Genomic DNA, 26,992 nt, shown 5'->3' with positions numbered 1-26,992 from the left:
GGAGTCTCGTGGAGACCTGGCCCGGAACCGCCTACCCGTTGGGCGCGACGTTCGACGGAAGCGGCACGAACTTCGCCCTGTTCAGCGAGATCGCCGAGCGCGTCGAGCTGTGCCTCTTCGAGGAGGACGGCACCGAGACGCGCGTCGAGATCCAGGAGTCGGACGCCTACGTCTGGCACTGCTACCTCCCGCAGGTCCAGCCGGGCCAGCGCTACGGCTTCCGCATCCACGGACCGTACGACCCCGATGCCGGCCACCGCTGCAACCCGAACAAGCTGCTGCTGGACCCCTACGCGAAGGCGATCTCGGGGGAGATCGACTGGGACCAGTCCCTCTTCTCGTACACCTTCGGCGACCCGGACTCGACGAACGACGAGGACTCGGCGCCGCACATGATGATGGGCGTCGTCATCAACCCCTTCTTCGACTGGGCCGGTGACCGCCGCCCGCGCACCTCCTACGACAGCACCGTGATCTACGAGGCGCACGTGAAGGGGCTCACCAAGACGCACCCCGACGTGCCGGAGGAGCTCCGCGGCACCTACGCCGGAGTCGCCCACCCCGCGGTGATCGACCACCTCAAGCACCTGGGCGTCTCGGCGATCGAGCTCATGCCCGTGCACCAGTTCGTGAACGACTCCACGCTGATGGACAAGGGCCTCTCGAACTACTGGGGCTACAACACGATCGGCTTCTTCGCACCGCAGAACACCTACTCCTCCACGGGCGACCAGGGCCAGCAGGTCCAGGAGTTCAAGAGCATGGTGAAGGCGCTCCACGCGGCCGGCATCGAGGTCATCCTCGACGTGGTCTACAACCACACGGCGGAGGGCAACCACCTCGGCCCCACCCTGTCGTTCCGCGGCATCGACAACGAGGCCTACTACCGCCTCGTCGACGACGACAAGCGCTACTACATGGACTACACCGGCACCGGGAACACCCTGAACGTGCGCCACCCGCACTCGCTCCAGCTCATCATGGACTCGCTGCGCTACTGGGTGACGGAGATGCGCGTCGACGGCTTCCGCTTCGATCTCGCCTCGGCGCTGGCACGCGAGTTCTACGACGTCGACCGGCTCTCCACCTTCTTCGAGCTCGTCCAGCAGGACCCGGTGGTCTCGCAGGTGAAGCTGATCGCCGAGCCGTGGGACGTCGGGCCCGGCGGCTACCAGGTGGGCAACTTCCCGCCCCAGTGGACGGAGTGGAACGGCAAGTACCGCGACACGGTCCGCGACTTCTGGCGCGGCGAGCCGTCGACGCTGGGGGAGTTCGCCTCGCGCCTCACCGGCTCGGCCGACCTCTACGCGCACTCGGGCCGCTACCCGGTCGCCTCGATCAACTTCGTCACGGCGCACGACGGCTTCACCCTCCGGGACCTGGTCTCGTACAACGAGAAGCACAACGACGCCAACGGCGAGGACGGCAACGACGGCGAGTCGCACAACCGCTCCTGGAACCACGGCGTGGAGGGGCCCACGGACGACCCGCGGGTGCTCGCGCTCCGGGCGCGCCAGCAGCGGAACTTCCTCGCGACGATGCTGATCTCCCAGGGCGTCCCGATGATCCTCCACGGCGACGAGCTGGGCCGGACCCAGAACGGCAACAACAACACCTACGCCCAGGACAGCGAGCTGACCTGGATCGACTGGGCGCACGCCGACCGGCCGCTGCTCGAGTTCACCGCGGCGCTCATCCGCCTGCGCGCCGAGCACCCGACCTTCCGCCGCATGCGCTTCTTCGACGGCCGCCCCGTCCTGCGCGGCGACGGCGAGCCCCTGCCCGACATCGTCTGGTTCACCGCCGCCGGCACCGAGATGTCCCCGTCCGACTGGGACTCCGGTCTCGGCCGATCGGTGGGCATCTACCTCAACGGCAACGGGATCCGCGAGCGCGACCAGCGCGGGCGCCCCGTCACCGACGACAGCTTCCTCCTGTACTTCAACGCCGACGACGTCGACGTCGAGTTCGCGATCCCGAGCGACGAGTACGCGCTCGAGTGGAGCGTCCTCGTCGACACCGCCGGCGCCGAGGCGGACTCGATCCCGCGTCCGGCGGGGGCGATGCTCACCGTCCAGGCGAAGTCGCTCGTCATCCTCCAGGAGCACAGCACGCCCGAGCCCGAGGTCGACCACTCGGTCGCCGCCTCGCTCGCGTCCCTGGCCGCCACTTCGGCCATCCCGATCGTCTCCTCGACGGGACCCACCAGCCCCCACGCCGAGTCGACCGACTCCGCGACCGCACCCTCGACAGGAGCCTGACGTGCGTCTGCCCGCCTCCACCTACCGCCTCCAGATCCGGTCGGCGTTCGACCTCGACGACGCCGCCCGCGTCGCCGACTACGTGCGCGCGCTCGGAGCGGACTGGCTGTACTTCTCGCCGCTGCTGAAGGCCGAGCCCGGCTCGGACCACGGCTACGACGTGGTGGACCACACCGAGGTCGATCCCGACCGCGGTGGCGCGGCCGGCCTGGCGAACGCCTCGGCCGCGGCGCGGGCGGAGGGCCTCGGCGTCCTCATCGACATCGTCCCCAACCACATGGGCGTCGCGACCCCGAGCGAGAACTCGTGGTGGTGGGACCTGCTGAGGAACGGGAAGTCCTCCCGCTACGCCACCGCCTTCGACATCGACTGGGAGGCGGGGGGCGGGAAGCTGCGCGTGCCGATCCTCGGCGACGGTGCGAGCGAGGGAGACAGCGACAGCGAGCTCGACGCGCTCGAGGTCGTCGGCGACGAGCTGCACTACTACGAGAACCGCCTGCCGATCGCGCCCGGCACCGCCGAGCCCGGCGACTCCGGCCGCACGGTGCACGAGCGCCAGAGCTACGAGCTCGTGAACTGGCGCCGCGCCGACGCCGAGCTGAACTACCGCCGCTTCTTCGCGGTGAACACCCTCGCCGCCATCACGGTCGAGCGGCCCGAGGTGTTCGACGCCTCGCACGCCGAGATCGTCCGCTGGTTCACCGAGGGGCTCGCAGACGGCCTGCGCGTCGACCACCCGGACGGCCTGGCCGACCCGGGCGGATACCTCGACGACCTGGCCCGCGCGATCGGCGGCGCCCCGGTCTGGGTCGAGAAGATCCTCGAGGGCGACGAGGAGCTCCCGCCGCACTGGGCGACCGTCGGCACCACGGGCTACGACGCCCTGGCCGACGTCGACCGCATCCTGGTCGACCCCGACGCCCGCCCCGTGCTGGAGGGCCTCGACGCCGAGCTCACGGGAAAGGGCGCCCCGCTGCAGTGGGCCGACCTCATCCACGACACCAAGCGCGGCATCGCCGACGGCATCCTCCGCTCCGAGGTCCTGCGGCTGGCCCGCCTGATCCCCGGCATCGAGGGAGCGGACGACGCGCTGGCGGAGCTCCTGGCGACCTACCCGGTCTACCGCAGCTACCTCCCCTACGGAGCGGAGCACCTCGAGCACGCCCGCGTCGACGCCGTGCGCCGCCGCCCCGAGATCCGCGCGACCATCGACGAGGTCGCCGCGGCGCTCGGCGAGACCGGCACGCCGGTGTCCGTGCGCTTCCAGCAGACCTCCGGCATGGTGATGGCGAAGGGCGTCGAGGACACGGCGTTCTACCGCTTCAGCCGCCTCACCTCGCTGAACGAGGTCGGAGCGGACCCGGACGAGTTCGCGATCGACCTGGTCGAGTTCCACCGCCGCCAGGCCGTGCGCCAGGCCTCGTTCCCCGCCTCGCTCACCACGCTCTCGACCCACGACACGAAGCGCGGCGAGGACACCCGTGCCCGCATCACCGCACTGGCCGAGGACCCGGAGGCGTGGGCGGCGACGCTCCGCGAGCTCCACGCCCTCGTCGGCTTCGGCGACGGCCCGATCGAGCACCTGCTCTGGGAGGCCGTCGTGGGGACCTGGCCCGCGAGCCGCGAGCGCCTGCACGCCTACGCCGAGAAGGCGTCGCGCGAGGCCGACGACTCGACGCACTGGACCGCTCCTGACGAGCAGTTCGAGAAGCGGATGCACTCGGCGATCGACGCGGCGTTCGACGAGCCCGCCGTCCGCCGGCTGGTCGAGCAGACCGTCGAGCGGGTGTCGGCCGCCGGCTGGTCGAACGGCCTCGCCGCGAAGCTCGTGCAGATCACCGCCCCGGGCATCCCGGACGTCTACCAGGGCAGCGAGCTCTGGGAGACCTCCCTCGTCGACCCGGACAACCGCCGCGAGGTCGACTTCGGGCAGCGTCGAGCGCTGCTGGAGCGGATCGACGGCGGCTGGAAGCCCGCGATCGACGCCGAGGGAGCCGCGAAGCTCCTCGTCACCTCGCGCGCCCTCCGGCTCCGCCGCGACCGCCCCGAGCTGTTCACCCGCTATGCCGCCGTCCCCGCGATCGGGCCGGCCGCCGAGCACGCGATCGCCTTCGACCGCGGCGGCGCGCTGACCGTCGCGACCCGGCTCCCCGAGGGCCTCGCCGCTTCGGGCGGGTGGAACGGCACGGTCGTGGTCCTGCCCGGGCACCCGATGGAGGACGTCCTCACCGGCCGCACCTTCGCGGGAGGAGTGACTCCGGTCGCCGAGATCCTCGCCGACTACCCCGTGGCACTGCTCGCCCCGGTCTCCTGACCGGTTCCGCCACCGCACCGCAGACCGATCCGACCCCTCCTGGAGACAGCAGTGATCAGCACGACTCCCTACCGCTACGCACTCCCGACGACCGGGCCCGAGCGGTTCGACGTCTGGGCCCCCGAGGCCTCGACGGTCGAGCTCCTTCTCGGCGACGACTCGTCGCTGACGATGACCCGCCACGGAGACGACGGATGGTGGCGGGCGCCCGCGTCGGCCCCGGCCACCGGCGAGGTCGACTACGGGTACCGGGTGGACGGCAGTGGTCCGCTGCCGGATCCCCGCTCGCGCCGCCAGCCGAAGGGCGTGCACGAGCTCTCGCGCACGTTCGACCCCTCGGCGCACGAGTGGGGCGACTCCGCCTGGACCGGGCGCGAGCTCGCCGGCGCCGTCATCTACGAGCTGCACCTCGGCACGTTCACACCCGAGGGCACCCTGGACGCGGCGGCGGAGCGCTTCGAGCACCTGCGCTCGATCGGCGTGGACTTCATCGAGCTGCTGCCGGTCAACGCGGTGAACGGAATGCACAACTGGGGCTACGACGGCGTCCTCTGGTACGCCGTGCACGAGCCGTACGGCGGACCCGAGGCGTACCAGCGCTTCGTGGACGCCGCCCACCGCGCCGGCCTCGGCGTGGTCCAGGACGTCGTCTACAACCACCTCGGCCCGAGCGGCAACTACCTGCCGGAGTTCGGCCCCTACCTCAAGAACGAGAAGGCCAACACCTGGGGCAGCTCGATCAACCTGGACGGCGAGGGTTCGGACACCGTCCGCGGGTACATCATCGACAACGCTCTGATGTGGCTGCGCGACTACCACGTCGACGCCCTGCGCCTGGACGCGGTGCACGCCCTCTCGGACGAGCGGGCCGTGCACGTGCTCGAGGAGATGGCGAGCGAGGTGGCCGTGCTGTCGGCCCACGTCGGGCGCCCTCTGACGCTGATCGCCGAGTCCGACCTCAACGACCCGACGCTGATCACTCCGCGGGAGGCGCACGGCTACGGGCTCGACGCGCAGTGGAGCGACGACTTCCACCACGCGGTCCACGTCGCGCTGACCGGGGAGACCACGGGCTACTACGAGGACTTCGCGCCGCTCGGCGCCCTCGCGAAGGTGCTGACGCGGGGCTTCTTCCACGACGGCACCCTCTCGACGTTCCGCGGCCGCCACCACGGCCGTCCGGTGGACACCGAGCACATGCCGACCTGGCGCCTGGTGGTCTGCAGCCAGAACCACGACCAGATCGGCAACCGGGCGGTCGGCGACCGTCTGACGGCGACCCTCGACGAGGGGCGCCTCGCGATCGCCGCGGCTCTGACGCTGCTGGGCCCTTTCACTCCCATGCTGTTCATGGGGGAGGAGTGGGCGGCGTCGACCCCGTGGCAGTTCTTCACCTCGCACCCGGAGAAGGATCTGGGCGAGGCGACGGCGAAGGGCCGCATCGAGGAGTTCGCGAAGATGGGCTGGGACCCGGAGGTCGTGCCCGACCCGCAGGACCCGGAGACGTTCCTGCGCTCGCGGCTCGACTGGTCCGAGGTCGGGGAGGGGCGTCACGCCCGCACCCTCGAGGTGTACCGCGAGCTGGCGGTGATCCGCCGCCGCTACCCCGAGCTGACGGACCCGCGCTTCGGGTCGCTCCGCGTGGAGTTCGACGAGGAGGCCCGCTGGCTGACTCTCGGCCGCGGTCGGGTGACCGTGGCGATCAACGTCGGCGAGTCCGCCGCCCGCATCGCCCTGCCGGAGGTGGCGGAGACGCTGCTCGGCGTCGGGGAGTACGCGGTGCAGCCCGGGGACACCGAGGTGGATCTCGGCGGTTCCTCGCTGCTGGTGACGCTGAGCGCCTGAGCGCCTGAGCGCCTGAGCGCCTGAGCTCCTGAGCGCCTGAGCTCCGTGGCGGCAGGCTGTTCAGGTGGCCGGCCGCCGATGTCCTGAACGGCCGCCTGGGGCCCGAGAGCTCAGAGCGTGACCGCGGCGTACTCCGTCGCGGTCACGACCCGCACTCCCTCGTCGTGGACGAGCAGGAGCGCGCGGAGGGGGATGGCCCGCTTGTGGCACGCCGCCGCTAGGTGACGGGCGAGGACCCGGTCGGTCTCGCCGAGGAAGGCGCGCCCGGGACGTTCCAGGGCGAAGGCGAGCGAGCCCACGTCCTGGTGCGCCACGGCCTTGGCGAGGGTGGCGACGATCCGCTCGGTCTTCTCCTCGTCGGGGTGCACGGGGAGTCCGTCCACCGGGTAGAGGATCGGCAGCTGCACGCCGTCGCGGTCGAGGAAGATCGGCCACAGGGCCCGGCGGTAGGCCGGTCCGATCAGCGAGGAGACCCGCTCGCGCAGCTCGCGGTCGTTCAGGAGCGGCGCATCGAGGTGCGGAGCGGGAGCGGCGTGGTCGAGAGTGGTCATGGTGTCGCTTTCTCGTGGGGAGAGCGGGCGGTGCCGCTGAGGAGTCATCGGAAGTTGCGGGAGGTGGTGCGAGCGCCGACCCTTAGGGTCTCGAACCTGTCGGCGAGGAGGTTCGTCACCCCCTCGTCGGAGCGCTCGAGGATCCCCCTGACCAGCAGGGCGGGTGCCTCGCGGGCCACGCGGCGGTAGCGGTTCCATACTCCGACGGAGCAGATCACGTTGAGGATCCCGTGCTCGTCCTCGAGGTTGAGGAAGGTCACTCCACCGGCTGTGGAGGGACGTTGGCGGTGGATCACGACCCCGCCGACCTCGATCCGGGTCCCCGAGGGGATTGCGGGGAGATCGGCCGAGGAGCGGGCGCCGCGGCGAGCGAGTCCCTCGCGGAGGTGGCGCAACGGATGGTCGTCGGGCGAGATGCCGGTGGCCCAGAAGTCGAAGACCACGCGCTCCTGAGGGGAGAGCATCGGCAGGAGCGGGGGCTGCACGACGACCGTGGAGCCGGCGAGGAACTCCTCGCGGTCGCCTGCGGCGGTGCCGGCCTCCCAGAGCGCCTGCCGGCGCTGCAGACCGAGCGAGTCGAAGGCGCCCGCGGCGCCGAGGGCCTCCAGCTGAGCCGCGGTCGTGCCGACCCGACGCGAGAGGTCGGCCATGCTCGCGTAGGGTCCGCCGCGCTCGCGCTCGGCGACGATGTGCTCGGCGAGCGGGGTGCCGATGCCCTTCACCCCGGCCAGCCCGAGCCTGATCACGAAGCCGCTGTCGCGCCTGTGGTCGTCCGTGTGGAAGTGCTCGGTGCGGTCGAACAGCCCCGTGGGCGGCTGATCGGCGCGGAGGCAGTCGTCGCTCCCGTAGGCGGCGCCGCCCCTCCGGCGTGCGGGGGCGTCCTCCTTCGCCTCGAGCCCGGGAGGCGCCAGGGAGCGGTTGACGTCGGCCGAGACGATCTCCACTCCGTGACGCCGGGCATCGGCGACCAGGGTGTGCGGGGCGTAGAAGCCCATGGGCTGCGCCCTCAGCAGCGCGGCGGTGAACGCGGCGGGGTAGTGCAGGCGGAGCCAGGCGCTCGCGTAGACCAGCAGGGCGAAGCTGATCGCATGGCTCTCGGCGAAGCCGAAGTTCGCGAAGGCCTGGATCCGGAGGTAGATGTCGTCCGCGACCTCGCCCGTGATGCCGTTGCGGGCCATCCCCTGGTAGAGCCGCTCGCGGAGGGTCTCGATCTTCTCGGTCCCGCGCTTGGACCCCATCGCCCGGCGCAGCAGGTCGGCGTCCTCCGCGTTGCAGTCGCCGACGGCCACGGCCACCTGCATGAGCTGCTCCTGGAAGAGCGGCACGCCGAGGGTGCGCTTGAGCGGCGTCACGAGGAGGGGGTGCTGGTACGTCACCGGCTCCTCGCCGAGCTTGCGGCGGATGTAGGGGTGGACCGCACCGCCCTGGATGGGGCCGGGGCGGATGAGCGCGACCTCGATCACCAGATCGTAGAAGCGGCGCGGCTGCAGCCGGGGGAGGGTGCCCATCTGCGCCCGGCTCTCGACCTGGAACACCCCGATGGAATCGGCGCGGCAGAGCTGGTCGTAGACGCCCTTCTCCTCCCGGGGAAGGGTGGAGAGGTCCCACTGCTCGCCGACGTGCTCGGCGACGAGGTCGAACGTGTACTGCAGGGCGGCGAGCATCCCGAGCCCGAGGAGGTCGAACTTGACCAGGCCCATCCAGGCGCAGTCGTCCTTGTCCCACTGCAGGACGGTGCGGTCCTCCATCCGGGCGGGCTCGATCGGGCAGACCTCGCCCACGGGCCGGTCGGTCAGCACCATGCCGCCGGAGTGGATGCCCAGGTGCCGGGGCGTGCCCAGCACCCGGGTGGTCAGGGCGACCACGTCCTCGGGGATGTCGTGGTCGGTGCTCTCGGTGACGGACCCCCACCGCTCGACCTGCTTCGACCAGCCGTCCTGCTGCCCGGCGCTGTATCCGAGGGCCTTGGCCATGTCGCGCACGGCGAACTTGGGCCGGTAGGTGATGACGTTGGCGACCTGGGCCGCGTTCAGACGTCCGTACTTCCGGTAGACGTACTGGATCACCTCCTCGCGCCGCTCCGAGTCGAAGTCGACGTCGATATCGGGCTCCTCGTCGCGGATGCTGGAGAGGAACCGCTCGAACGGCAGGTCGTAGAAGATCGAGTCGACCGCCGTGATGCCCAGGACGTAGCAGACCGCCGAGTTGGCGGCCGAGCCGCGTCCCTGGCAGAGGATGCCGTTCCGCTTGGCGTAGTGGACGATGTCGTGGACGATCAGGAAGTAGCCCGGGAAGTCCTTCTGCTCGATCACCGCGAGCTCCTTCTCGAGGCGCGCGAGGACGTCGGCGTCGGCGCGGGGGTACTTGGCCGGCACGGCCTCGCGCACGAGCTCGCGCAGCCAGCTCATCGAGGTGTGCCCCTCGGGGACCTCCTGGCGCGGCAGCCGGGGCCGGACTCGGCCGAGCTCGAAGGCGATCTCGTCGGCGACGCGCACCGTGTTCTCCACGGAGCCGGGGTAGCGGCCGAAGCGCTCGGCCATCTCGGCGCCGGAGCGCAGGTGGGCGCCGCCCGCTGCGGGGAGCCAGCCGTCCATCTCGTCGAGGCTCCGGCGTGCTCTGACCGCGGCGAGGGCCGTCTGGAGGGGGCGCTCCTCCGGCCGGGCGTAGTGCACGTTCCCGGTGGCGACCGTCCGCAGCCGGAGCTTCTCGGCGATCGCCGCCAGCTGGTCGTTGGCGCGCGAGGCGAGGGGATCCCCGTGGTCGTACAGCTCCACGAGGACGTTGGCGGGACCGAAGAGCCGGACGAGCTCGCGGACCTCCTGCTCGGCCGCGGCCACTCCTGCGGCGGCGAGCGCTTGACGGACCGCTCCCTTGCGGCAGCCCGTCAGCACGATCCAGTGGCCGTCGGCGGCGCGCGCGAGCTCCTCGAGGTCGTAGCTCGGCTTGCCCTTCTCGGCTCCGGCGAGCTGGGCGGTGGTGATCGCACGGGCGAGGCGGTGGTAGCCCTCCTCGCGGCGCGCGAGGACGAGCAGGTGGGTCCCCTCCGGATCGGCGACCCCGTTCTGAGGCGAGGTGAGCCCGATCGAGAGCTCGGCTCCGAAGGCCGTGCGGACGGCGTGCCCCTGCGCGGCCTCGGCCATCCTCACGATGCCGTAGAGGCCGTCGTGGTCGGTGAGCGCGAGAGTGTCGATGCCGAGCCGGACCGCCTCCTCGACCAGCTGCTCCGGCTTGCTCGCCCCGTCGAGGAAGCTGAAGTGGGAGTGGGCGTGCAGCTCGGCGTAGGGCACCGGATGAGCCGGCGGCCGGACGTCGTCCCCTGCCACATAGGCGGGGCGCTTGTGCGACCAGGCCGGACTGTCGCCGCCGTCGCCCCGGACGACCGTGCCGTCGGCGCGCTTGCCGCTGGAGAGGCGGCGCTCGAACTCCGACCAGGGGATCGGCGGGTTGTTCCAGCCCATCGGGGCTCCTTCGGTGCTCGTTCGCGGTGGTGGAGGGATGCTCCGGTTCAGTCGTAGCGGGCCTCTGCTGCCCAGACCCCGTCGAGGCAGAGCAGCAGCCAGGCGACACCGGCGGCGTCGACCACCTGGAAGCGGTCGTAGCGGACGGCGGTGCTCGGATCCCACCAGCGCTCGTCGATCGGCCAGGGACCCGCCCATCCGGCGAGGGGCTCCAGGCGTGCCTGAGAGGTCCCGGGGGTGAAGTAGGCGGGCACGGAGCTGAGGGCGCCGCGCTCGTCGACGGCGACGGGTTCGCCCCTCGGTCCGCGGACCAGCACGGCCGCGGGCTCCGCGAAGACCGTCGGCGGAAGGGGCGGCGGCAGGGAGCCGGGCCAGGGCAGGGTCCTCGGCCGTGCGTCGCCCGGCTCCCGGTCGCCCCAGGGGATCAGATGCTGGCGGTCGCGGAGGGATCGACCCCCTCCGATCGACGCGGTCATCACGGCCTCGTGCCCGAGCATGCTCTGCACGCGGCTCAGCCCGTGGTGGACGCGCTCCTCCGGAGCGGTGCCCCAGAGACCCTGCTCGTGGTTGCCGATCGCGTCGACCGCCTCGGGCTCGACGCACAGCCGCGAGATCGGAGCTCCGAGACCGGTGTCGATCTCCCCGCTGCCCTGCAGCTGCCAGCGGACCCGGTCGAGCACGTCGCCCGGGGTGAACCATCTCGGGTGCAGCCAGCTCCGGGAGGAGACCTCACCGCGCTCGCTGACGACCTCGATGCGGATGGCGGTCGCGACCAGCTGTGCGCGGGTGAGCCCGGCGACGAACTCCTCCGCGGGGACGCGGAAGGCGAAGGCGGCCTGGTCGATGCGGTCCAGAGGGGGCTCGAACTCCATCGCCCGGTCGAGACGCTCCGGCGGGAGCCGGGGCACCACCGTCTCCGACTCCGCACCGGCGGCGAGGAGGTGCGCGTGGGCGCCCTCCGGTCCGAACCGGGCGACGACGTCCTCGCGAGGGAGGGCGGCGAAGGCGCCGAGGGTGCGGACGCCGAGTCTGCGCAGGAGCGCCACCAGGTCGTCCCCCCGGCGGGGAGCACGGGCAGGGGCTGCGACGGACTCGGTCTCGAGGGCGTCGAGCGGGAGAGGAGCGAGGAAGCCTGCCGCTGCTCCTGGGGGCACGACGGCGACGGGGCGGCCGGAGTGCTTCGCGGCGAGCTCGGAGGCGAAGAGCCCGTCGGCGATCCCGATGCGGGCGTCGGGGAGACCCAGCTCGGCCAGCCGCTGCAGGATCGCCTCGGCCGCGCTCTGCTCGCTCCCGTAGTAGCGGCGCGGACCGCGGGCGCGGATCGCGCACAGACCGGGCCGGATCAGCTGGACGCCCGGGGTGATCTCCTCGAGCGCCTGGATGAGCGGCTCGAACGCCCGGTGGTCGAGCACCGGGTCGTACGGGAGGACGGCGAGACCCGTGCAACGGGACTGCGCCTCGCGCACGCGCATGCCCCGCCGGACCCCCTCCGCCCGGGCAGCGGGGGAGGAGGCGAAGACCAGGCTCTTCTCCGTGAGGGCCAGGGGGTGCTCGTCGCCGAGGCCGGCGTCGGCGGCGGCCGCGAGGAGGGGCCAGTCGGGGCACCAGACGAGGATCGTCCGCCGCAGCTCGGGTGCGCTCGCCATCTCAGACCGCCCGCTCGTGCAGGCGGCCGTGCTCGACCCGGGAGCCGAAGGCGCTCTCGACGCCGGGCATGCTCATCCGCACCGTGCGCACCCGGGTGCCGGCCCGGCCGACCACATCGACCATCGCCTCCCGGGAGCGCAGGTAGCCGTGGCCGTCGCCGAGCCCCTCCCAGCGGCTGCTGCGGATGCTGAGCCGCGCCTCGGCCTGGGGCCACTCGCCGAGGACCACGAGCGCGGCACCCCGCTGGCGCAGTCGTGCTCCCAGACGCGAGACGTCGGCCGAGGAGACGGAGGCGGGCGGACGGGTGAGCACGACGGTCAGCACATCGACCAGAGCGGCGGTGACGGTGAGCCAGTGCTCGGCCGGTGCGGGCACGAGCACCAGGCGCTCGAGGTCGATCCCCATGCCGGCCGCGGCCTCGGCCCCGAACTCCGGGACGCCCACCACGCCGCACCACGAGCCCTCGGCGGACGGGCCGGCGAGCAGCCCCATCGCCAGACTCATCGAGCCCTCCACCGAGTAGGCGGCACCCTGCTTGAGCGAGCCGCCCGGGAGCACGGAGGAGAAGGCCGGCAGGGTGGCGAGGCTCCTGGTCTCGAGAGTGGTCGCCTGCATGTCCCGGATGCGGGACTGCAGCTCCTTCACCGACGCGAGCTGCCGCAGAAGGGGCTCTGCGGCCTCGGCCGTCTCCGCGGAGACGAGGGGTGAAGGGGGGCTCATCTGCCCATGTTCGAACATGTGTTCGAGTATGTCAATCGCCACCGACATCCACCGGCGAGCCGCTCGGACCCCTCCGCGACCGCCCGGCGAAGCGCACTGAGGAGGAGGTTCCAGACGTCCCGGGCAGTCTCGCATCCGCCTCCGACATCCCCGTCCGGGGGCGTTCTCCACCGGGTCTCGGCGAGGGAGGGCCTCCTGCCGCGCCTCTACCATGGGAGCCATGTCCGACGCCCTGCTCGACCCCGCCGACTCCGACGCCACCGCCCCGGCCGCGCCGCGCAGAAGGACCCTCGTGGTCAAGATGGGGTCCAGCTCGGTCACCAAGCAGTCGGGTCCGGATCCCGTTCTCCTGGCCAGCGCGCTCGAGAGCGCCTTCGCCGCCCGCGCGCTGGGCTGGGACGTCGTGCTGGTCTCCTCCGGCGCCGTCTCCTCGGGCCGGGCGCTCTTCGCCCGCTCGCAGGAGGAGCCGATCAGCGCCCGCCTGGCGGCAGCGGTGGGCCAGACCGTCCTGATGGGCTTCTACCGCTCGGTGGCCGAGCTCTCGGGCGCCCTGGTCGCGCAGATCCTCATCGGCGAGTCCGACCTCGCCTCTCCCCGGCAGATGGCACACGTCGCCGAGGCGATCCGCCACGCCCTCGACGCCGGAGTCGTGCCCGTGGTCAACGGCAACGACACGATCGACTCCGCCGGCTCGGACAACGACGGCGTCGCCGGCGGATTGGCGATGCTCCTCGGCGCGGACCTGCTGCTGCTGCTCACCGACGTCCCCGGCGTCTTCGCCGGCAGCATCGCCGAGGGCGTGCACCTCGAGGAGCTGGGCATCTCGGAGCTGCGCCGCATCGGCGTGCAGAAGGGCGGTACCGGCCGAGGGGGCATCCGCTCCAAGCTGCGGGCCGCCGAGCTCGCCGCGCACAACGGCGTCTCGACCAGGATCGCCGGGGCGCGCACCCCCGAGGTCATCCTGGGCGCCCTGGGAGGGCCGGGCCCGGGCACCCTCGTCCGCGCCGTGCACGCGCATCCGCCCGTGGAGCAGCGCTGGATCTCCGGAGTGGCCACCGGCCGCGGCCGCGTCGAGATCAACCTCGAGGCCGAGCGGAGCATCGGAGCCGGCTCGAGCCTGTTCGCCTCGGGCATCAAGCGCGTCTCCGGCGAGTTCGGCGGCGGCGACGTGATCGAGGTGCGCGCCCTCAGCGGAGAGCTCCTCGCGCGCGGCGTCTCCCGCGTCTCCTCGCGTCTGCTGACCTTGGTCCGCGCACTCCGGGTCGACGAGATCGCTCGCGTCTTCGTGGCGGTCCTCGGGCATGCCGCCACGACGGCACCGTCGGCGAGTCCGGAGGGGGAGGAGAGGCCGCAGCTGACCCGCGCTCTGGAGTACGCGCGCACTCTCTCGTCCGAGCACGCGCGGGCCGTCGCGATGGAGATCGTCTCCCTCTTCCCTGCCGAGAGCATCTCGGCCCTGCTGGGACAGGGCGCGGGGGAGGGCGAGCTCGTCGAGCGCTACACCCGCCTCGTCCGCACCCTCGCCATCGTGGAGAACGAGAACCTGGCCGTCTTCCGCTCCTGACCGCCGGTGGCGCGCCACGTCTCAGTGCATTTCGCGCCTTCGCGTCATGATCGCCGTTCTCCGGTGTCTTCCTGGTGATGGCGCCGCTCCTGGGCGCCCCCGACGGAACGGATCATCGATGAGCGTCCCCACTTCCACAGCCGGCCACTTCCGCGAGTCCGACATCACGCCCGAGAGCTTCGAGACCGAGAGGCTCGAGCGGCGGCTCGCCCTGCTCGAGGCCTCGATCGCCCAGGGGGAGCGGGCACTGCTGAGCCGGGTCGACCCGAGCAGCGGAGCTCCCCTCCCAGGCGCCTGCGGGGGCCATCGAGCCCAGCTGGTCAGCAACCTGACGACGGAGCGGGCCCTCGCCGACCGCATCCGGGAGATGCTCGCCGCTCGGAGCTGACGGGGTGCGTACGGCACGATGGGGCCATGGTCACCATCACCGTCGCCGGTCTCGCCCAGCACTTCCACCCCGCCGAGCGGGGCACCGTCCGCCTCGAGATCCGGCGCGAGTCGCGATCCCGGCCCCAGGCGCTCGCCGAGGTCACCGCCCTGCACGCGCGGGTCCGTGAGGAGGCGGCCGCCGAGCAGGCGTCCGGCGCCGCCACCTGGTGGTCCTCCGATCAGATCTCGGTCTCCTCGATCCGCCGGTACATCAAGGACTCGGACGTCACGCAGCTGTTCCATGTCGCGGCCGCCGGGGTCCGGGTGAAGTACCGGGACTTCGCGGCTCTCGGGCGCTGGGTCGGCTCGATCTCGGAGGTGCCGGGGATCCAGATCTCGGGGGTCGACTGGGACGTGACGGCGGCACGACGTGCGGGCATCGAGCGCGAGGTCCGCACCGCTGCCGTCCGCGACGCGCGCGAGCGGGCCGAGGCCTATGCGGCGGCCCTCGGCCTGACCGAGGTGCGGGTGCTGACCCTCTTCGAGCCGGGACTGCGGCCGCACACGCGCATCGAGGGCGGCTCGGCGATGATGAGCCGCGCCAAGGCGTTCTCCTCTCCTGAGGAGCCGTTGGCCCTCAAGCCGGAGGACATCGAGGTCACCGCCTCGGTCTCCGCCGACTTCGAGGCGCACTGACGCGAAGACGCGACCGGACGACCGGTTCCGCTGCGGACGGAGAGCGCCTGCCTGCACCTGCGACCCGCTGATCGTCTGCATGGCGACCCCGAGAGTCGCCCCGAGGCGACCGACCATCGGCTCCACGACGACCCCTCTCCGCCCCGATCAGCGGGCACGCGACCACCATACGTGTATTGAGGACTCCTCGGGAGCGCTGTCGCGGTTCGGCGACCGCCGTGCACACCCTCCGGGAATAGCGGGGGACCCCCGGGCGCTGAGGCAGGCATGGTCTCGCGCATCGGCTTCCTCTCCTTCGGCCACTACCAGTCCGTCCCCGGGTCTCAGACCCGCTCTGCTCGCGACGTCCTCCTCCAGACGATCGAGCTCGCGGAGGCGGCGGAGGAGATCGGCATCGACGGCGCCTACGTCCGCGTGCACCACTTCGCGCCGCAGCTCGCCTCGCCGTTCCCGCTGCTGGCGGCGATCGCCGCGCGCACCCGCCGCATCGAGATCGGCACCGGGGTCATCGACATGCGCTACGAGAACCCGCTCTACATGGCGGAGGAGGCGGCCGCCACCGACCTGATCTCCGACGGCCGGCTCGAGCTCGGGGTCAGCCGGGGATCGCCCGAGACGGCCCTGCGCGGGTCCGAGGCGTTCGGCTTCGTCCCCCCGGAGGGGATGACCGACGCCGACCTCGCCCGGCAGAAGGTGCGGATCCTCCGGGAAGCGCTCGCCGGGGCGCCGGTCGCGCAGTCCGATCCTGCGATGACGCGCCAGTCGCTCCCGCTCTCGATCGAGCCGCGCTCGCCCGGCCTCGAGGACCGGATCTGGTGGGGTGCCGGCAGCTTCGCGACCGCGCGCTGGGCGGCCGAGCAGGGCATGAACCTGCAGTCGTCGACCCTGCTCCTGGAGGAGGAGGGCGTGCCCTTCGACGAGCTGCAGGCCCGCCAGATCCGCGAGTACCGCGCCGCGTGGAGCGAGGCGGGCTGGGAGCGCACCCCGCGCGTCTCCGTGTCGCGCAGCGTTCTTCCGATCACGACCGATCTCGACCGGCTGTACTTCGGCGGCCGCGGCGAGCAGGACCAGGTCGCCACCCTCGAGGGCGTCCGCGCCCGATTCGGCCGCAGCTACACGGGCGAGCCGGACGCCGTCGCCGCCGAGCTCGCTGCGGACGCCGCCGTGCAGGAGGCGGACACGCTGCTGCTCACCGTTCCCAACCAGCTCGGGGTCGAGTACAACGCGCGGCTCCTGCGCACTGTCGTGGAATCGATCGCTCCGGCTCTCGGCTGGTCGCCGGCGACAGCAGGCGTCTGACGCCGAGGCACGGTCTGTGCAGGAGCGCCCGTGCGGTGCAGGAGCGCCCGTTTACTGCAGGAGACGCCCCGCCTCTTCGGGAAAGAGCGGGGCGTCTGCTCTTTCCGCCCGCCGCATCCCTCCCACCGATACGAGGAGGGAGGTGCCGGAAACGACGGAACCCCCCGCCTCTCCGAAGAGAGACGAGGGGTTCCGATCAGTGTGTCCGAGGGGGGACTTGAACCCCCACGCCCTATACGGGCACTAGCACCTCAAGCTAGCGCGTCTGCCATTTCCGCCACCCGGACGAGTGTTTCCTTCGACCTGCGTTTCCGCGGCCGAAGAAGACATTAGCACGGTTCCGGAACCTCTCACGCCACCTCGCGGCCCACCGGCCTCCGCGCGTCGCCGAGCCCGCGCCGGTACCGTTGCCCGCATGTCCGACAGCATCGACAGCGCGCCCGTGACCGACAGCACCCTCGACGAGACGGCGCTCATCGCGCGCGATCTCATCCGCTTCGACACCAGCAACTACGGCGACGGGAAGGCGGAGCCGGAGCGCCCGGCCGCGGAGTACGTCGCGGCGAAGCTGCGCGACCTCGGCCTCGAGCCGGAGCTGATCGACTCCGACCCGGGGCGCACGAGCGTCGTGGCGCGGGTCGCGGGGGAGGACCGCGAGCGCGGCGCCCTCGTCGTCCACGGGCACCTCGACGTGGTGCCCGCCATCGCCGACAACTGGAGCGTCGACCCGTTCGGCGGCGAGATCAAGGACGGCATGCTCTGGGGCCGCGGCGCGGTCGACATGAAGAACATGGACGCGATGATCCTCGCCTCGCTCGGCGACATCCTCCGCGAGGGGAGGCGCCCCTCCCGCGACCTCGTCATCGCCTTCTTCGCCGACGAGGAGGCGGGCGGCGTGCGGGGATCGGGATTCCTGGCCCGTGAGCGGCCCGAGCTGTTCGCCGGAGCGACCGAGGCGATCAGCGAGGTCGGCGGCTACTCGATCGAGCTGGCCGGCAAGCGCGCCTATCTCGTGCAGACGGGCGAGAAGGCGCTGATGTGGCTGACCCTCCGCGCGCACGGCACGGCGGGGCACGGCTCGCAGATCAACTCCGAGAACGCCGTCACCCGGCTGGCGCAGGCGATCGCCCGCATCGGCAGCGAGGAGTGGCCCACCCGCCTCACCGACACCACGCGCGAGCTGCTCGACGAGGTCGCCCGCCTGCTCGGCCACGACCCTCAGCGCAGCACTCCGGAGGAGCTGGCACTCGCCACCGGCACCGCCTCGCGCTTCATCGCCGCGACGCTGCGCACCACCGCCAATCCGTCGATGCTGTCGGCCGGCTACAAGGCCAACGTCATCCCGGACACCGCGGAGGCCACCATCGACGTGCGCGTCCTCCCCGGCGAGGAGGATTCCGTGCTCGAGCGGCTGAAGGTCCTCGCGGGCGAGCACGTCGACATCCTCGTCCAGCACCGCGACATCGGACTCGAGGTGCCCTTCGCCGGCCCCCTCGTCGAGAGCATGGCCGCCTCGATCCGCCGGTTCGATCCGGGCGCCGAGGTCCTCCCGTACCTGCTCTCCGGAGGCACCGACAACAAGGCGCTCTCGACGCTCGGCATCACCGGATACGGGTTCGCGCCGCTCCAGCTGCCGTCGACCCTGGACTTCCCGGCGCTGTTCCACGGGGTCGACGAGCGCGTTCCACTGGACGCACTAGTGTTTGGCAGGAAGGTCCTGACCGATCTCCTGCTGAGCTCCTGACGGCGCCGCGGACCGGGTCAGCACCGACCGATCCCGACCGACTGCTGGCCGACGACGCCCCAGCCCTCCTCGAAAGTGACGCATGGGCCTGCTCGACGCGCTGATCCTGGGACTCGTCCAGGGTCTGACCGAATTCCTCCCCATCTCCTCCAGCGCCCACCTCCGGATCGTCAGCGAGCTGCTGCCCGGTCTCGGCGGCCGTGACACCGGAGCCGCGTTCACCGCGATCACGCAGCTGGGCACCGAGACCGCCGTCATCATCTACTTCTGGCGCGACATCGTGCGGATCGTGTCGCACTGGGCGCGCTCCCTCGTCGGCCGGATCCCGCGCTCGGACCCGGACGCCCGCATGGGCTGGCTCATCATCCTGGGCAGCCTCCCGATCATCGTCCTCGGCCTCGTCTTCCAGGACGCGATCGAGACGACCCTCCGCTCCCTGTGGGTGGTGGCCACCACCCTCATCCTCTTCGGCATCCTGCTCGGCATCGCCGACGCGGTCGGCGCGAAGAAGCGACGCCTGCGCGACCTGGGCGTCCGCGACGGCCTGATCTTCGGAGGCGCGCAGGCGCTCGCCCTGATCCCCGGCGTCTCGCGCTCGGGAGGCACCATCACCGCCGGCCTCTTCCTCGGCTACGAGCGCAAGGCGGCGGCGCGCTACTCCTTCCTCCTCGCGATCCCCGCGGTGTTCGGCAGCGGTCTCTACCAGCTGTACAAGAGCATCAGCGACCCGGTCGTGCTCCCGAACCAGGTCCAGGTCGGCGGGCTCGAGACCCTCGTGGCGACCATCGTCGCGTTCGTGGTCGGCTTCGTCGTGATCGCGTTCTTCATGAGCTACATCTCCCGCCGCAGCTTCCTCCCGTTCGTCGTGTACCGCATCGTCCTCGGCGTCGTCCTCATGGTCGCGCTCGCCACCGGCCTGATCGCCGCCTAGATGCGCGCCTGGACCGCCGCCGACGTCCCCGCCCTGCCCGGCCGGGGGAGCGCACCGCGCCTGCACGACACCGCGACCGCCGGCCCCGTCGAGCTCGACGCGCCCAGCGGAGTCGCGAGCCTCTACGTCTGCGGCATCACGCCCTACGACGCCACCCACCTCGGGCACGCGTCGACCTACCTCGCCTTCGACACGGTCCAGCGCGTCTGGCTCGACGCGGGCTACACGGTCGAGTACGCCCAGAACGTGACCGACGTCGACGACCCGCTGCTCGAGCGTGCGACGGCCACCGGCGTCGACTGGCGCGACCTCGCCGAGGAGCAGGTCGAGCTGTTCCGCGGCGACATGGCCGCCCTGCGCGTCCTGCCTCCGCAGCACTACGTCGGAGTCACCGAGACCGTGGATCCCATCGCGGAGGCGGTCGCCCGCCTGGAGCGCGACGGCGTCGCCTACCGCGTCGCTGCTCCGGACGCGGCGGAGGAGGGCGCGAGCGACCTCTACTACGACATCGCCGCGGCCGAGAGCGCCGTCTGGCACCTGGGCAGCGAGAGCCGGCTCGACGCGGAGTCGATGGCCCGCTTCTCGGCGCTGCGAGGGGGCGACCCGGAGCGCGCCGGCAAGCGCGACCCCCTCGATCCGCTGCTCTGGCGGGCCGAGCGCGCCGGCGAGCCCGCCTGGGACGCCGAGGTCGGCCGCGGCCGTCCGGGCTGGCACATCGAGTGCTCGGTGATCGCCCTCGACCGGCTCGGACCCGAGTTCACCCTGCAGGGCGGCGGCAGCGACCTGGTCTTCCCGCACCACGAGTTCAGCGCCGGCCACGCCGCTTCGCTGTCCGGCCGTCCTCTGGCCCGCGCCTACGCGCACGCCGGAATGGTCGCCTACCAGGGCGAGAAGATGAGCAAGTCGCTCGGGAACCTGGTGCTGGTCTCCCGTCTGCGGAGCGAGGGCGCGGACCCGCGGGCGATCCGCCTCGCGCTCCTCGCGCACCACTACCGCTCCGACTGGGAGTGGCTGCCCGAGGACCTGCCGTCGGCCGAGGCGCGCCTGGCGCGCTGGGAGTCGGCCCTCGCCGCCGTCGGACCGCGCTCGGCGCTCGAGGTGCTGGCGCAGCTGCGCGAGGCGCTGGCCGACGACCTCGGCACTCCGGCCGCCCTCGCCGTCGTCGACGCCGCACTGACCGAGGGCGTGGACGACCCGTCGCTCCTGCGCGACGCGGTCGACGCCCTGCTCGGGGTGCGCCCGGCCTGAACCCCGTCAGGCTCAAGTCCCGTAAGCCTCGAGTCCCGGACGGCTCGAGTCCCGAACGGCTCGAGTCCCGTCAGGGCGGCCGGGAGGGTCATCGGTCGGGAACAGTCCAGTGATCGACGACCGTCTCGGACGAGCGGGCGCCGGCCGAGGCTACGGCCGCCAGGGCTCCTCGCCGGAGCGGCCGTCGCCGCGGCGGCGCAGGTAGCGCTCGAACTCCTGGGCGATCGCCTCGCCGCTCGCCTCCGGCGAGTCGACGGTGTCGCGCGCCTGCTCGAGCTGGGCGATGTACGACGCCATCTCCTCGTCCTCGGCGGCGAGGGCGTCGATGCCGCGCTCCCACTCCTCCGCCTCCTCGACGAGGTCGCCGCGGGGGATCGCCAGGCCGACGACCTCCTCGAGCTTCTCGAGCAGCGCCAGCATCGCCTTGGGCGAGGGCGCGTTGTGCACGTAGTGCGGGACGGAGGCCCAGATCGAGACGGCGGGGATGCCGACCTTCTGCGCGGCCTCGCCGATCACGCTGAGGATGCCGACCGGCCCCTCGTAGCTGGAGCGCTCGAGCTCGAACGAGCTCCGCAGCTCCGCGTTCTCGCTCGAGGCGAAGATGGAGATCGGCCGGGTGTGCGGGACGTCGGCGAGCATCGCGCCGAGGAAGACGACGGCGGAGATGTCGATCGCGAGCATGGCGTCGACGACCTCGGCGGCGAAGCTCTTCCAGCTGCGCGAGGGCTCGGTGCCGATCATGAGGTACAGCGCGCTCTCGGCGTCGACCGAGGTGTCGGCCGGGCCGAAGATCTGGGTGCCGGGCCAGGCGAGGCTGCGGCGGCCGTCCTCGCCGATCGAGAGCATGGGGCGGGTGTACTGGAAGTCGTAGTACTGCTCGGCGTCGACGGCGAAGAGGGGCACGTACTCCCCGGCGTCCTTGACCAGCCGCAGCGCGCCGCTGGCGGCGTCCCCGGCGTCGTTCCAGCCCTCGAAGGCCACGACCAGGACGTTCCCCGTGATCACGTTCATAGGCAGGATCTCCGCGTTCGGCTCGATGTGCGGGGAGCGCACACCGCGCCTGTCCCTCCGTCCAGGATAGGACCGCCCCCGGCCCTGCCCGTCCCGTCCGGCGGGATCGGCCGCGCTGTTCGCTCTCGGCCCGCGGCCGGGGAAGGGCGCGGCCCTGCCGGTACCATGGTCGCTCGTGACTCCCGAGACCTCCGCCCGGCCGCTGTCCTCCGAGCCGCTCGGAGGAGCGTCCGCCCCCGCCGCCGTCCTCTGGGACATGGACGGGACGCTCGTCGACACCGAGCCGTACTGGATGGCGTCGGAGCACGCGCTCGTCTCCTCCTTCGGCGGAGTGTGGACCCACGAGGACGCGATGGGACTCGTCGGCTCGGGCCTGCCCGCCGCCGCCCGCATCCTGCAGGGCAAGGGCGTCGACCTCTCCGTCGACGTGATCATCGACCGGATGACCGACGAGGTCGTCGACCAGCTGGCCGTGAGCATCCCGTGGCGACCGGGCGCGCTCGAGCTGCTGCACGCGGTGTCCGAGGCGGGCGTGCCGCAGGCGCTGGTCACGATGTCGATCTCGCGGATGGCCGCGGCCGTCGTGGACCGGATCCCGTTCCCCGCCTTCGCCGCCGTCGTCAGCGGCGACATGGTCGAGCGCAGCAAGCCCCACCCCGAGGCGTACCTCCTCGCCGCGAGCACCCTCGGCGTCGACATCGCCGCCTGCGTCGCGATCGAGGACTCCCTCACGGGCCTCGGCGCGGCCGTCGCCTCCGGAGCCGCGGCGATCGGCGTCCCGCACCAGCTGGAGCTCGACCCCGCCGCCCCCTACGCCCTCTGGCCCACCCTCGCGGGCCGCACCGTCGCGGACCTCGCGACGGTGTCCTCCGAGCACCGCGGCTCCGGCCCGGCCACGACCGAGACGGAGGCCCGCCGATGACCGGTGAGGCACTGCAGCATTCCGGACCCTTCCGCGCGGGGGACCGCGTCCAGCTGACGGGACCCAAGGGGCGGATGAACACCATCACGCTCGTTCCCGGCAAGGTGTTCCACACGCACCGGGGCGGCATCGAGCACGACACGGTGATCGGGCTGCCCGACGGCTCGGTGGTGACCAACACCGTCGGCGTCGAGCACCTCGCGCTGCGACCCCTCCTCGCCGACTTCGTGATGTCGATGCCCCGCGGCGCGGCGATCGTGTACCCGAAGGACGCGGCCCAGATCCTCGCCCTCGCCGACGTCTTCCCCGGCGCCCGCGTGGTCGAGGCCGGTGTCGGCTCCGGCGCGCTCTCGCTCTGGCTGCTGCGGGCGGTCGGTCCGACCGGCCGGCTGTCGTCGTTCGAGCGGCGCGAGGAGTTCGCGGATGTCGCACGGGCGAACATCGAGACCTTCCTCGGCTACACGCCCGACAACTGGAGCGTCACCGTCGGCGACCTCGTCGAGGCGCTGCCCGGCACGGTCCCGTCCGGCGAGGCCGACCGCGTCGTGCTCGACATGCTCGCGCCCTGGGAGTGCCTCGACGTCGCCGCCGAGGCTCTCACGCCCGGGGGAGTGCTCCTCTGCTACGTGGCCACCGTCACGCAGCTCTCGCGGACGGCGGAGGCGATCCGCGCCTCGGGCCTGTTCACGAACCCGTCGTCGAACGAGACCATGGTCCGCGGCTGGCACGTCGAGGGCCTCGCGGTCCGGCCGGACCACCGGATGATCGGCCACACCGGCTTCCTCATCACCGCGCGTCGGCTCGCTCCGGACACCGTGCTCCCCGAGCTCAAGCGCCGCCCGTCGAAGACGGACTTCAGCGACGAGGACGTGGAGGCCTGGACCCCCGGCGCGCTCGGCGAGCGCGCCGTGAGCCCCAAGAGCCTGCGCAAGCGGGTCCGCGAGTCCGCCACCAGCGCCGAGCTCTCCCGGGCCCGCGGGTTCGGCGAGGAGACCGCGGAGCCCGACGACGAGGGCATCCTCTAAGCTGTTCCCGGCCTCCGGGCCGTCTCCACCCCGGGCGTCACCGCTCCCCTTCTCTCGAATCGAGGACCCGTGCGCAGGACCACCGCGCTCATCGCCGGCATCGGCATCGTCGCCGCTCTCACCGGATGCACCGCGTCCTCCTCGCAGGCGGACTGCGACGCTCCGTTCTCCTCCGGCGACTCCTCGGCGGCGGTCAGCGCCACGGGCGACTTCGGAGCGAAGCCGGACGTCAGCGTCCCGACACCGCTGAAGGCGGACGGCACGCAGGTCAGCACCCTCATCGAGGGCTCGGGCGCACCGCTCGAGAAGGGCCAGCTCGTCACCATCGACTACACCCTGGTCAACGGAGCGGACGGCACGGTCCTCGAGACCTCGCCCTACGACGGGTCGAGCACCGCCCGCTTCGGCGTCGGCGGAGCCGGGCTCGTCGGCCTGAACGAGGGCCTCCTCTGCACGCAGGTCGGCTCGCGCGTCGCCATCGCGATCGCCCCCGAGGACGGCTTCGGCCAGTCCTCGTCGCAGCTCGGCATCTCGGAGGACGACACGCTCGTGCTCGTCGCGGACGTCCGCGAGGCCTCGCTGGCCCGCGCGAACGGCGCCGTCCAGCCCGCGCCCGACGGCTTCCCGACGGTGACGCTCGGCGACGACGGACGCCCGGGGCTCGCGAAGCCCTCGGGCGACGCGCCGTCCGACCTCCGCATCGCCCAGCTCAAGAAGGGCGACGGCGACGTCGTCGCCGAGGGCGACCAGGTCGTCGTGGCCTACACCGGCTGGCAGTGGAGCGACGGGAAGGTGTTCGACTCCAGCTGGGAGAAGGGCGCTCCCGCCGTCTTCACGGCCGCCGACGGCTCGACCACCCAGGGCGGAGTCATCGCCGGATTCGCCGACGCCCTCATCGGCCAGCCCGTCGGATCCCAGGTCATCGCGGTCATCCCGCCGGACCAGGGCTACGGCGACCAGGGCTCCCCGCAGGGCGGGATCCCCGGCGGCGCGACGCTGATCTTCGTCGCCGACATCCTCGGAAAGGTCTGACCGGGCCCGGCCCTAGACTGGAGGGCGTGCCTTCCGACGCCCCGTCCTCGAGCCGCGTCCCGGCCGAGGAGCGTCTGTTCAACCTCGTGCTCGCGCTCGTCGCGGCCGAGAACGGACTGACGAAGGCCGACGTCCTCTCCACGGTGCAGGGCTACCGGCAGCGGGTGGGCCGGGGCGACCGGACCTCGCTCGAGCGCCAGTTCGAGCGCGACAAGGACGACCTGCGCGAGCTGGGCATCCCGATCGAGACGGTCGACGCCCCGGGCGACCCGGGCAACACCCAGACCGTCCGGTACCGCATCGCGAAGCGCAGCTACGACCTCCCGGCCGACCTGACCTTCGATCCAGAGGAGCTCGCGCTGCTCCGCCTGGCCGGGGCGGTCTGGCGCGAGGGGACGCTCTCGGCGGAGTCGCGGCGCGCGCTGATCAAGCTGCGCTCGATCGGGGTCGAGTCCGTCGACCCCGTCATCGGCATCAGCCCCTCGATCCGGGTCCGCGAGGCCTCGTTCGAGCCGCTCAACGCCGCGCTCGACCGCGGCCAGGTCGTCCGCTTCCCCTACCTGAAGCCCGGCGGCGAGGAGCCGCGCGTGCGCACCGTGCAGCCCCGCGCCCTGGTGAACCACCAGGGGCGCTGGCACCTCCACGGCTGGGACGAGGGCGCCGAGGGCACGCGGACCTTCCTCCTGTCGCGGATCGTCGGGCCGGTCGCGTCCACCGGCCGCACCGCGCCTCCCGCGGCGGGGGACCACGCGGCGACCGCTCTCGCCCAGCTCGACGAGATCCTGCAGCGCAACAGCGCGCTCCTGCGCGTCGCCCCCGACTCCGACGCCGCCCTCCGTCTCGGCGGGCGTGCCGAGGCCGAGGGCGAGGGCCAGGGCCTGCTGCGCCTGCACTACACCGACCCGGACGTGCTCGCGGACGAGCTCGCCGGTCACGGTCCCGAGGTGCGGGTGCTCGAGCCGGAGGAGCTCCGCCGACGCGTCCTCGACCGCCTCCGCCGCACCCTCGACGACCATGGAGGGGACTCTCATGGCTAGACCCCGCTCCCTGCAGGCGCGCGACCGCCTGGCCGTCCTCCTCTCCCTCGTTCCCTACCTGCTCGACCGGGGCCGCGTCTCCGTCGCCGAGGTCGCCGCGCACTTCGAGATCCCGGAGGAGGAGGTGCGGCGCGCGGTGCGCCTCATCGCCGTCTCGGGCATCCCCGGCGAGACCGCGCAGTACCAGGCGAACGACCTCTTCGACATCGGCTGGGACGACTTCGAGGAGAACGACCACGTCGTCCTCACCCACCAGGTCGCGATCGACGACTCGCCGAGGTTCTCGGCGCGGGAGGCCGCCGCCCTCATCGCCGGCATGCAGTACCTCGCAGCGCTGCCCGAGAACCAGGGCAACGACCGGATCGCCTCGCTGATGGGGAAGCTCGCGCGCGGCGCCTCCTCGGCCCCGAGCGCGGTGGCGGTCTCGCGCGGCACGGGCGCGGACAGCGCTGTGGCGCTCCTGCGGACAGCGATGGGCTCGGCGACGCAGGTCGCTTTCGACTACCGCAGCGCCCGCGGCGAGACCGAGTCCCGGCTCGTCGACCCCTTCGTGCTCGAATCGGTCGACCGGGACTGGTACCTGCGCGGATGGGACCACCTCCGCGAGGGCGTCAGGACGTTCCGGGTCGACAGGATGCGCTCCCTCCGCGACACGGGGACGCCGATCGTCCGGCGCCGCAACGAGGTGACCCTCTCGGAACGGCTCTTCGAGGCCTCCGCCTCCGATCTCGTCGTGGACCTGCGCGTCGCTCCCAGCGCCGTCGTGCTGCTGGGCGACTACGCGGCCGACGCCGAGTTCCCCGATCCCGTGCCGGGGGAGGAGGACCACGGTGTCCTCGTCCGTCTCCGCGTCGCCCATCTGGAGGGACTGACGCGCCTGGTGGCGTCGTTGGCGGGTCTCGTCACCGTGGTGGCACCCCCCGAGGCGCGCACCGCGGTCGCGCACTGGGCGGCCTCCGCGCTCGCCGCGAACGAGGGGGAGCCGTCGTGACCTGGTGGTCGTGGATCCTGATCTGGCTCGGCCTCGCGCTGGGCGCTCTGGCGATGCTGGTCCTCTTCGCCCTCTCCTACTGGCGCAAGGGGAAGGTGCTCCTCGGGCAGCTGTCCGAGGTCACCGCGAAACTCGAGACACTGAGTCCTGGAGTGACGGACGACCTGCCGCCCCGTCCGCCCTCGTCGTTGTTCGCCGATCGCGACGACGTGAGGCGTGCGCACGAGGGCCGGCGTGACGCACGTCGCGACAGGATCGATCTCCGCCGGTCAGGACGGGTCGAACGGGGTAAGCTCCTCGTACACCGCAACCGACAAGTGAAGTGAG

21 protein-coding genes and 1 tRNA gene are annotated in these 26,992 nt (G+C 72.3%); 16 read left to right on the top strand and 6 right to left on the bottom strand.

Annotated features, from left to right (window positions below; translation table 11 throughout):
- The first annotated feature begins 8 nt into the window (after positions 1–8).
- The 3 genes from glgX to treZ are packed head-to-tail and all read left to right on the top strand — an operon-like array spanning position 9 to position 6,420.
- Entirely contained in the window at positions 9–2,261 is a 2,253-nt protein-coding gene (glgX, locus tag C5D50_RS12605; protein ID WP_104237465.1) for a glycogen debranching protein GlgX, read from the top strand.
- Between the two features lies 1 nt (position 2,262).
- Positions 2,263–4,575 (top strand): malto-oligosyltrehalose synthase, encoded by a 2,313-nt coding sequence (treY, locus tag C5D50_RS12600; RefSeq protein ID WP_104283657.1) that lies wholly within the window; start codon positions 2,263–2,265, stop codon positions 4,573–4,575.
- Positions 4,576–4,626: 51 nt separating this feature from the next.
- Positions 4,627–6,420, top strand: a complete 1,794-nt coding sequence (gene treZ / locus C5D50_RS12595) for a malto-oligosyltrehalose trehalohydrolase (RefSeq protein WP_258069623.1) — start codon at positions 4,627–4,629, stop codon at positions 6,418–6,420.
- 110 nt (positions 6,421–6,530) lie between these two features.
- On the opposite strand, the gene C5D50_RS12590 is transcribed toward treZ, so the two are convergent.
- From C5D50_RS12590 to C5D50_RS12575, 4 genes are read right to left on the bottom strand one after another with little or no spacing between them, the layout of a single operon-like run.
- Positions 6,531–6,971, bottom strand: a complete 441-nt coding sequence (locus tag C5D50_RS12590; protein WP_104221992.1) for a hypothetical protein — start codon at positions 6,969–6,971, stop codon at positions 6,531–6,533.
- A 44-nt stretch (positions 6,972–7,015) separates the two neighbouring features.
- Positions 7,016–10,429, bottom strand: a complete 3,414-nt coding sequence (locus tag C5D50_RS12585) for an error-prone DNA polymerase (protein WP_104283656.1) — start codon at positions 10,427–10,429, stop codon at positions 7,016–7,018.
- Positions 10,430–10,476: 47 nt separating this feature from the next.
- The gene (locus tag C5D50_RS12580; RefSeq protein ID WP_104283655.1) at positions 10,477–12,075 is read right to left on the bottom strand and encodes a DNA polymerase Y family protein; all 1,599 of its coding nucleotides are present in this window, start codon (positions 12,073–12,075) and stop codon (positions 10,477–10,479) included.
- 1 nt (position 12,076) lies between these two features.
- A complete protein-coding gene (locus C5D50_RS12575; protein ID WP_104225270.1) occupies positions 12,077–12,796 on the bottom strand; it encodes a hypothetical protein in 720 nt (239 codons plus the stop codon).
- Positions 12,797–13,016: 220 nt separating this feature from the next.
- On the opposite strand from C5D50_RS12575, the gene proB reads away from it, so the two are divergent.
- The 4 genes from proB (at position 13,017) to C5D50_RS12555 (ending at position 16,724) form a co-directional block, all read left to right on the top strand.
- Entirely contained in the window at positions 13,017–14,360 is a 1,344-nt protein-coding gene (gene proB / locus C5D50_RS12570; protein ID WP_181065651.1) for a glutamate 5-kinase, read from the top strand.
- A gap of 118 nt (positions 14,361–14,478) precedes the next feature.
- Positions 14,479–14,748, top strand: coding sequence for a hypothetical protein (locus C5D50_RS12565; RefSeq protein WP_104250347.1), 270 nt, complete (start codon positions 14,479–14,481; stop codon positions 14,746–14,748).
- A gap of 26 nt (positions 14,749–14,774) precedes the next feature.
- On the top strand, positions 14,775–15,425 hold the full coding sequence (locus C5D50_RS12560) for an SIMPL domain-containing protein (RefSeq protein ID WP_104225267.1): 651 nt from the start codon (positions 14,775–14,777) through the stop codon (positions 15,423–15,425).
- Between the two features lie 267 nt (positions 15,426–15,692).
- Positions 15,693–16,724, top strand: a complete 1,032-nt coding sequence (locus tag C5D50_RS12555) for an LLM class flavin-dependent oxidoreductase (RefSeq protein ID WP_104283654.1) — start codon at positions 15,693–15,695, stop codon at positions 16,722–16,724.
- Positions 16,725–16,926: 202 nt separating this feature from the next.
- Here C5D50_RS12555 and C5D50_RS12550 read toward each other — a convergent pair.
- A tRNA-Leu gene (locus C5D50_RS12550) sits at positions 16,927–17,011 on the bottom strand.
- A gap of 128 nt (positions 17,012–17,139) precedes the next feature.
- On the opposite strand from C5D50_RS12550, the gene C5D50_RS12545 reads away from it, so the two are divergent.
- The 3 genes from C5D50_RS12545 (at position 17,140) to mshC (ending at position 20,647) form a co-directional block, all read left to right on the top strand.
- The gene (locus C5D50_RS12545) at positions 17,140–18,468 is read left to right on the top strand and encodes a M20/M25/M40 family metallo-hydrolase (protein WP_181132764.1); all 1,329 of its coding nucleotides are present in this window, start codon (positions 17,140–17,142) and stop codon (positions 18,466–18,468) included.
- A gap of 82 nt (positions 18,469–18,550) precedes the next feature.
- Positions 18,551–19,399, top strand: coding sequence for an undecaprenyl-diphosphate phosphatase (locus C5D50_RS12540; RefSeq protein WP_104222008.1), 849 nt, complete (start codon positions 18,551–18,553; stop codon positions 19,397–19,399).
- Complete coding sequence (gene mshC / locus C5D50_RS12535; RefSeq protein WP_104222010.1) at positions 19,400–20,647, top strand: cysteine--1-D-myo-inosityl 2-amino-2-deoxy-alpha-D-glucopyranoside ligase; 1,248 nt, start codon at positions 19,400–19,402, stop codon at positions 20,645–20,647.
- Positions 20,648–20,797: 150 nt separating this feature from the next.
- Here the strand turns inward: mshC and C5D50_RS12530 are convergent, their stop codons facing one another.
- Positions 20,798–21,658, bottom strand: a complete 861-nt coding sequence (locus C5D50_RS12530) for a proteasome assembly chaperone family protein (RefSeq protein ID WP_104222142.1) — start codon at positions 21,656–21,658, stop codon at positions 20,798–20,800.
- Between the two features lie 175 nt (positions 21,659–21,833).
- On the opposite strand from C5D50_RS12530, the gene C5D50_RS12525 reads away from it, so the two are divergent.
- The 6 genes from C5D50_RS12525 (at position 21,834) to C5D50_RS12500 (ending at position 26,991) form a co-directional block, all read left to right on the top strand.
- On the top strand, positions 21,834–22,580 hold the full coding sequence (locus tag C5D50_RS12525; RefSeq protein ID WP_258069622.1) for an HAD family phosphatase: 747 nt from the start codon (positions 21,834–21,836) through the stop codon (positions 22,578–22,580).
- Complete coding sequence (locus C5D50_RS12520) at positions 22,577–23,605, top strand: tRNA (adenine-N1)-methyltransferase (protein WP_104222012.1); 1,029 nt, start codon at positions 22,577–22,579, stop codon at positions 23,603–23,605. Before C5D50_RS12525 ends, C5D50_RS12520 begins: the two co-directional genes overlap by 4 nt.
- 69 nt (positions 23,606–23,674) lie before the next feature.
- On the top strand, positions 23,675–24,637 hold the full coding sequence (locus C5D50_RS12515; RefSeq protein ID WP_104283653.1) for an FKBP-type peptidyl-prolyl cis-trans isomerase: 963 nt from the start codon (positions 23,675–23,677) through the stop codon (positions 24,635–24,637).
- Positions 24,638–24,663: 26 nt separating this feature from the next.
- Entirely contained in the window at positions 24,664–25,674 is a 1,011-nt protein-coding gene (locus tag C5D50_RS12510) for a YafY family protein (protein WP_104283652.1), read from the top strand.
- On the top strand, positions 25,667–26,665 hold the full coding sequence (locus C5D50_RS12505) for a YafY family protein (RefSeq protein ID WP_104283651.1): 999 nt from the start codon (positions 25,667–25,669) through the stop codon (positions 26,663–26,665). Before C5D50_RS12510 ends, C5D50_RS12505 begins: the two co-directional genes overlap by 8 nt.
- Complete coding sequence (locus C5D50_RS12500) at positions 26,662–26,991, top strand: hypothetical protein (RefSeq protein ID WP_104232604.1); 330 nt, start codon at positions 26,662–26,664, stop codon at positions 26,989–26,991. Before C5D50_RS12505 ends, C5D50_RS12500 begins: the two co-directional genes overlap by 4 nt.
- Position 26,992: the final 1 nt, after the last annotated feature.

Source organism: Rathayibacter sp. RFBD1 (assembly GCF_002932915.1).
Classification (GTDB): domain Bacteria; phylum Actinomycetota; class Actinomycetes; order Actinomycetales; family Microbacteriaceae; genus Rathayibacter.
This window is presented reverse-complemented; position numbering and strand designations above follow the sequence as displayed.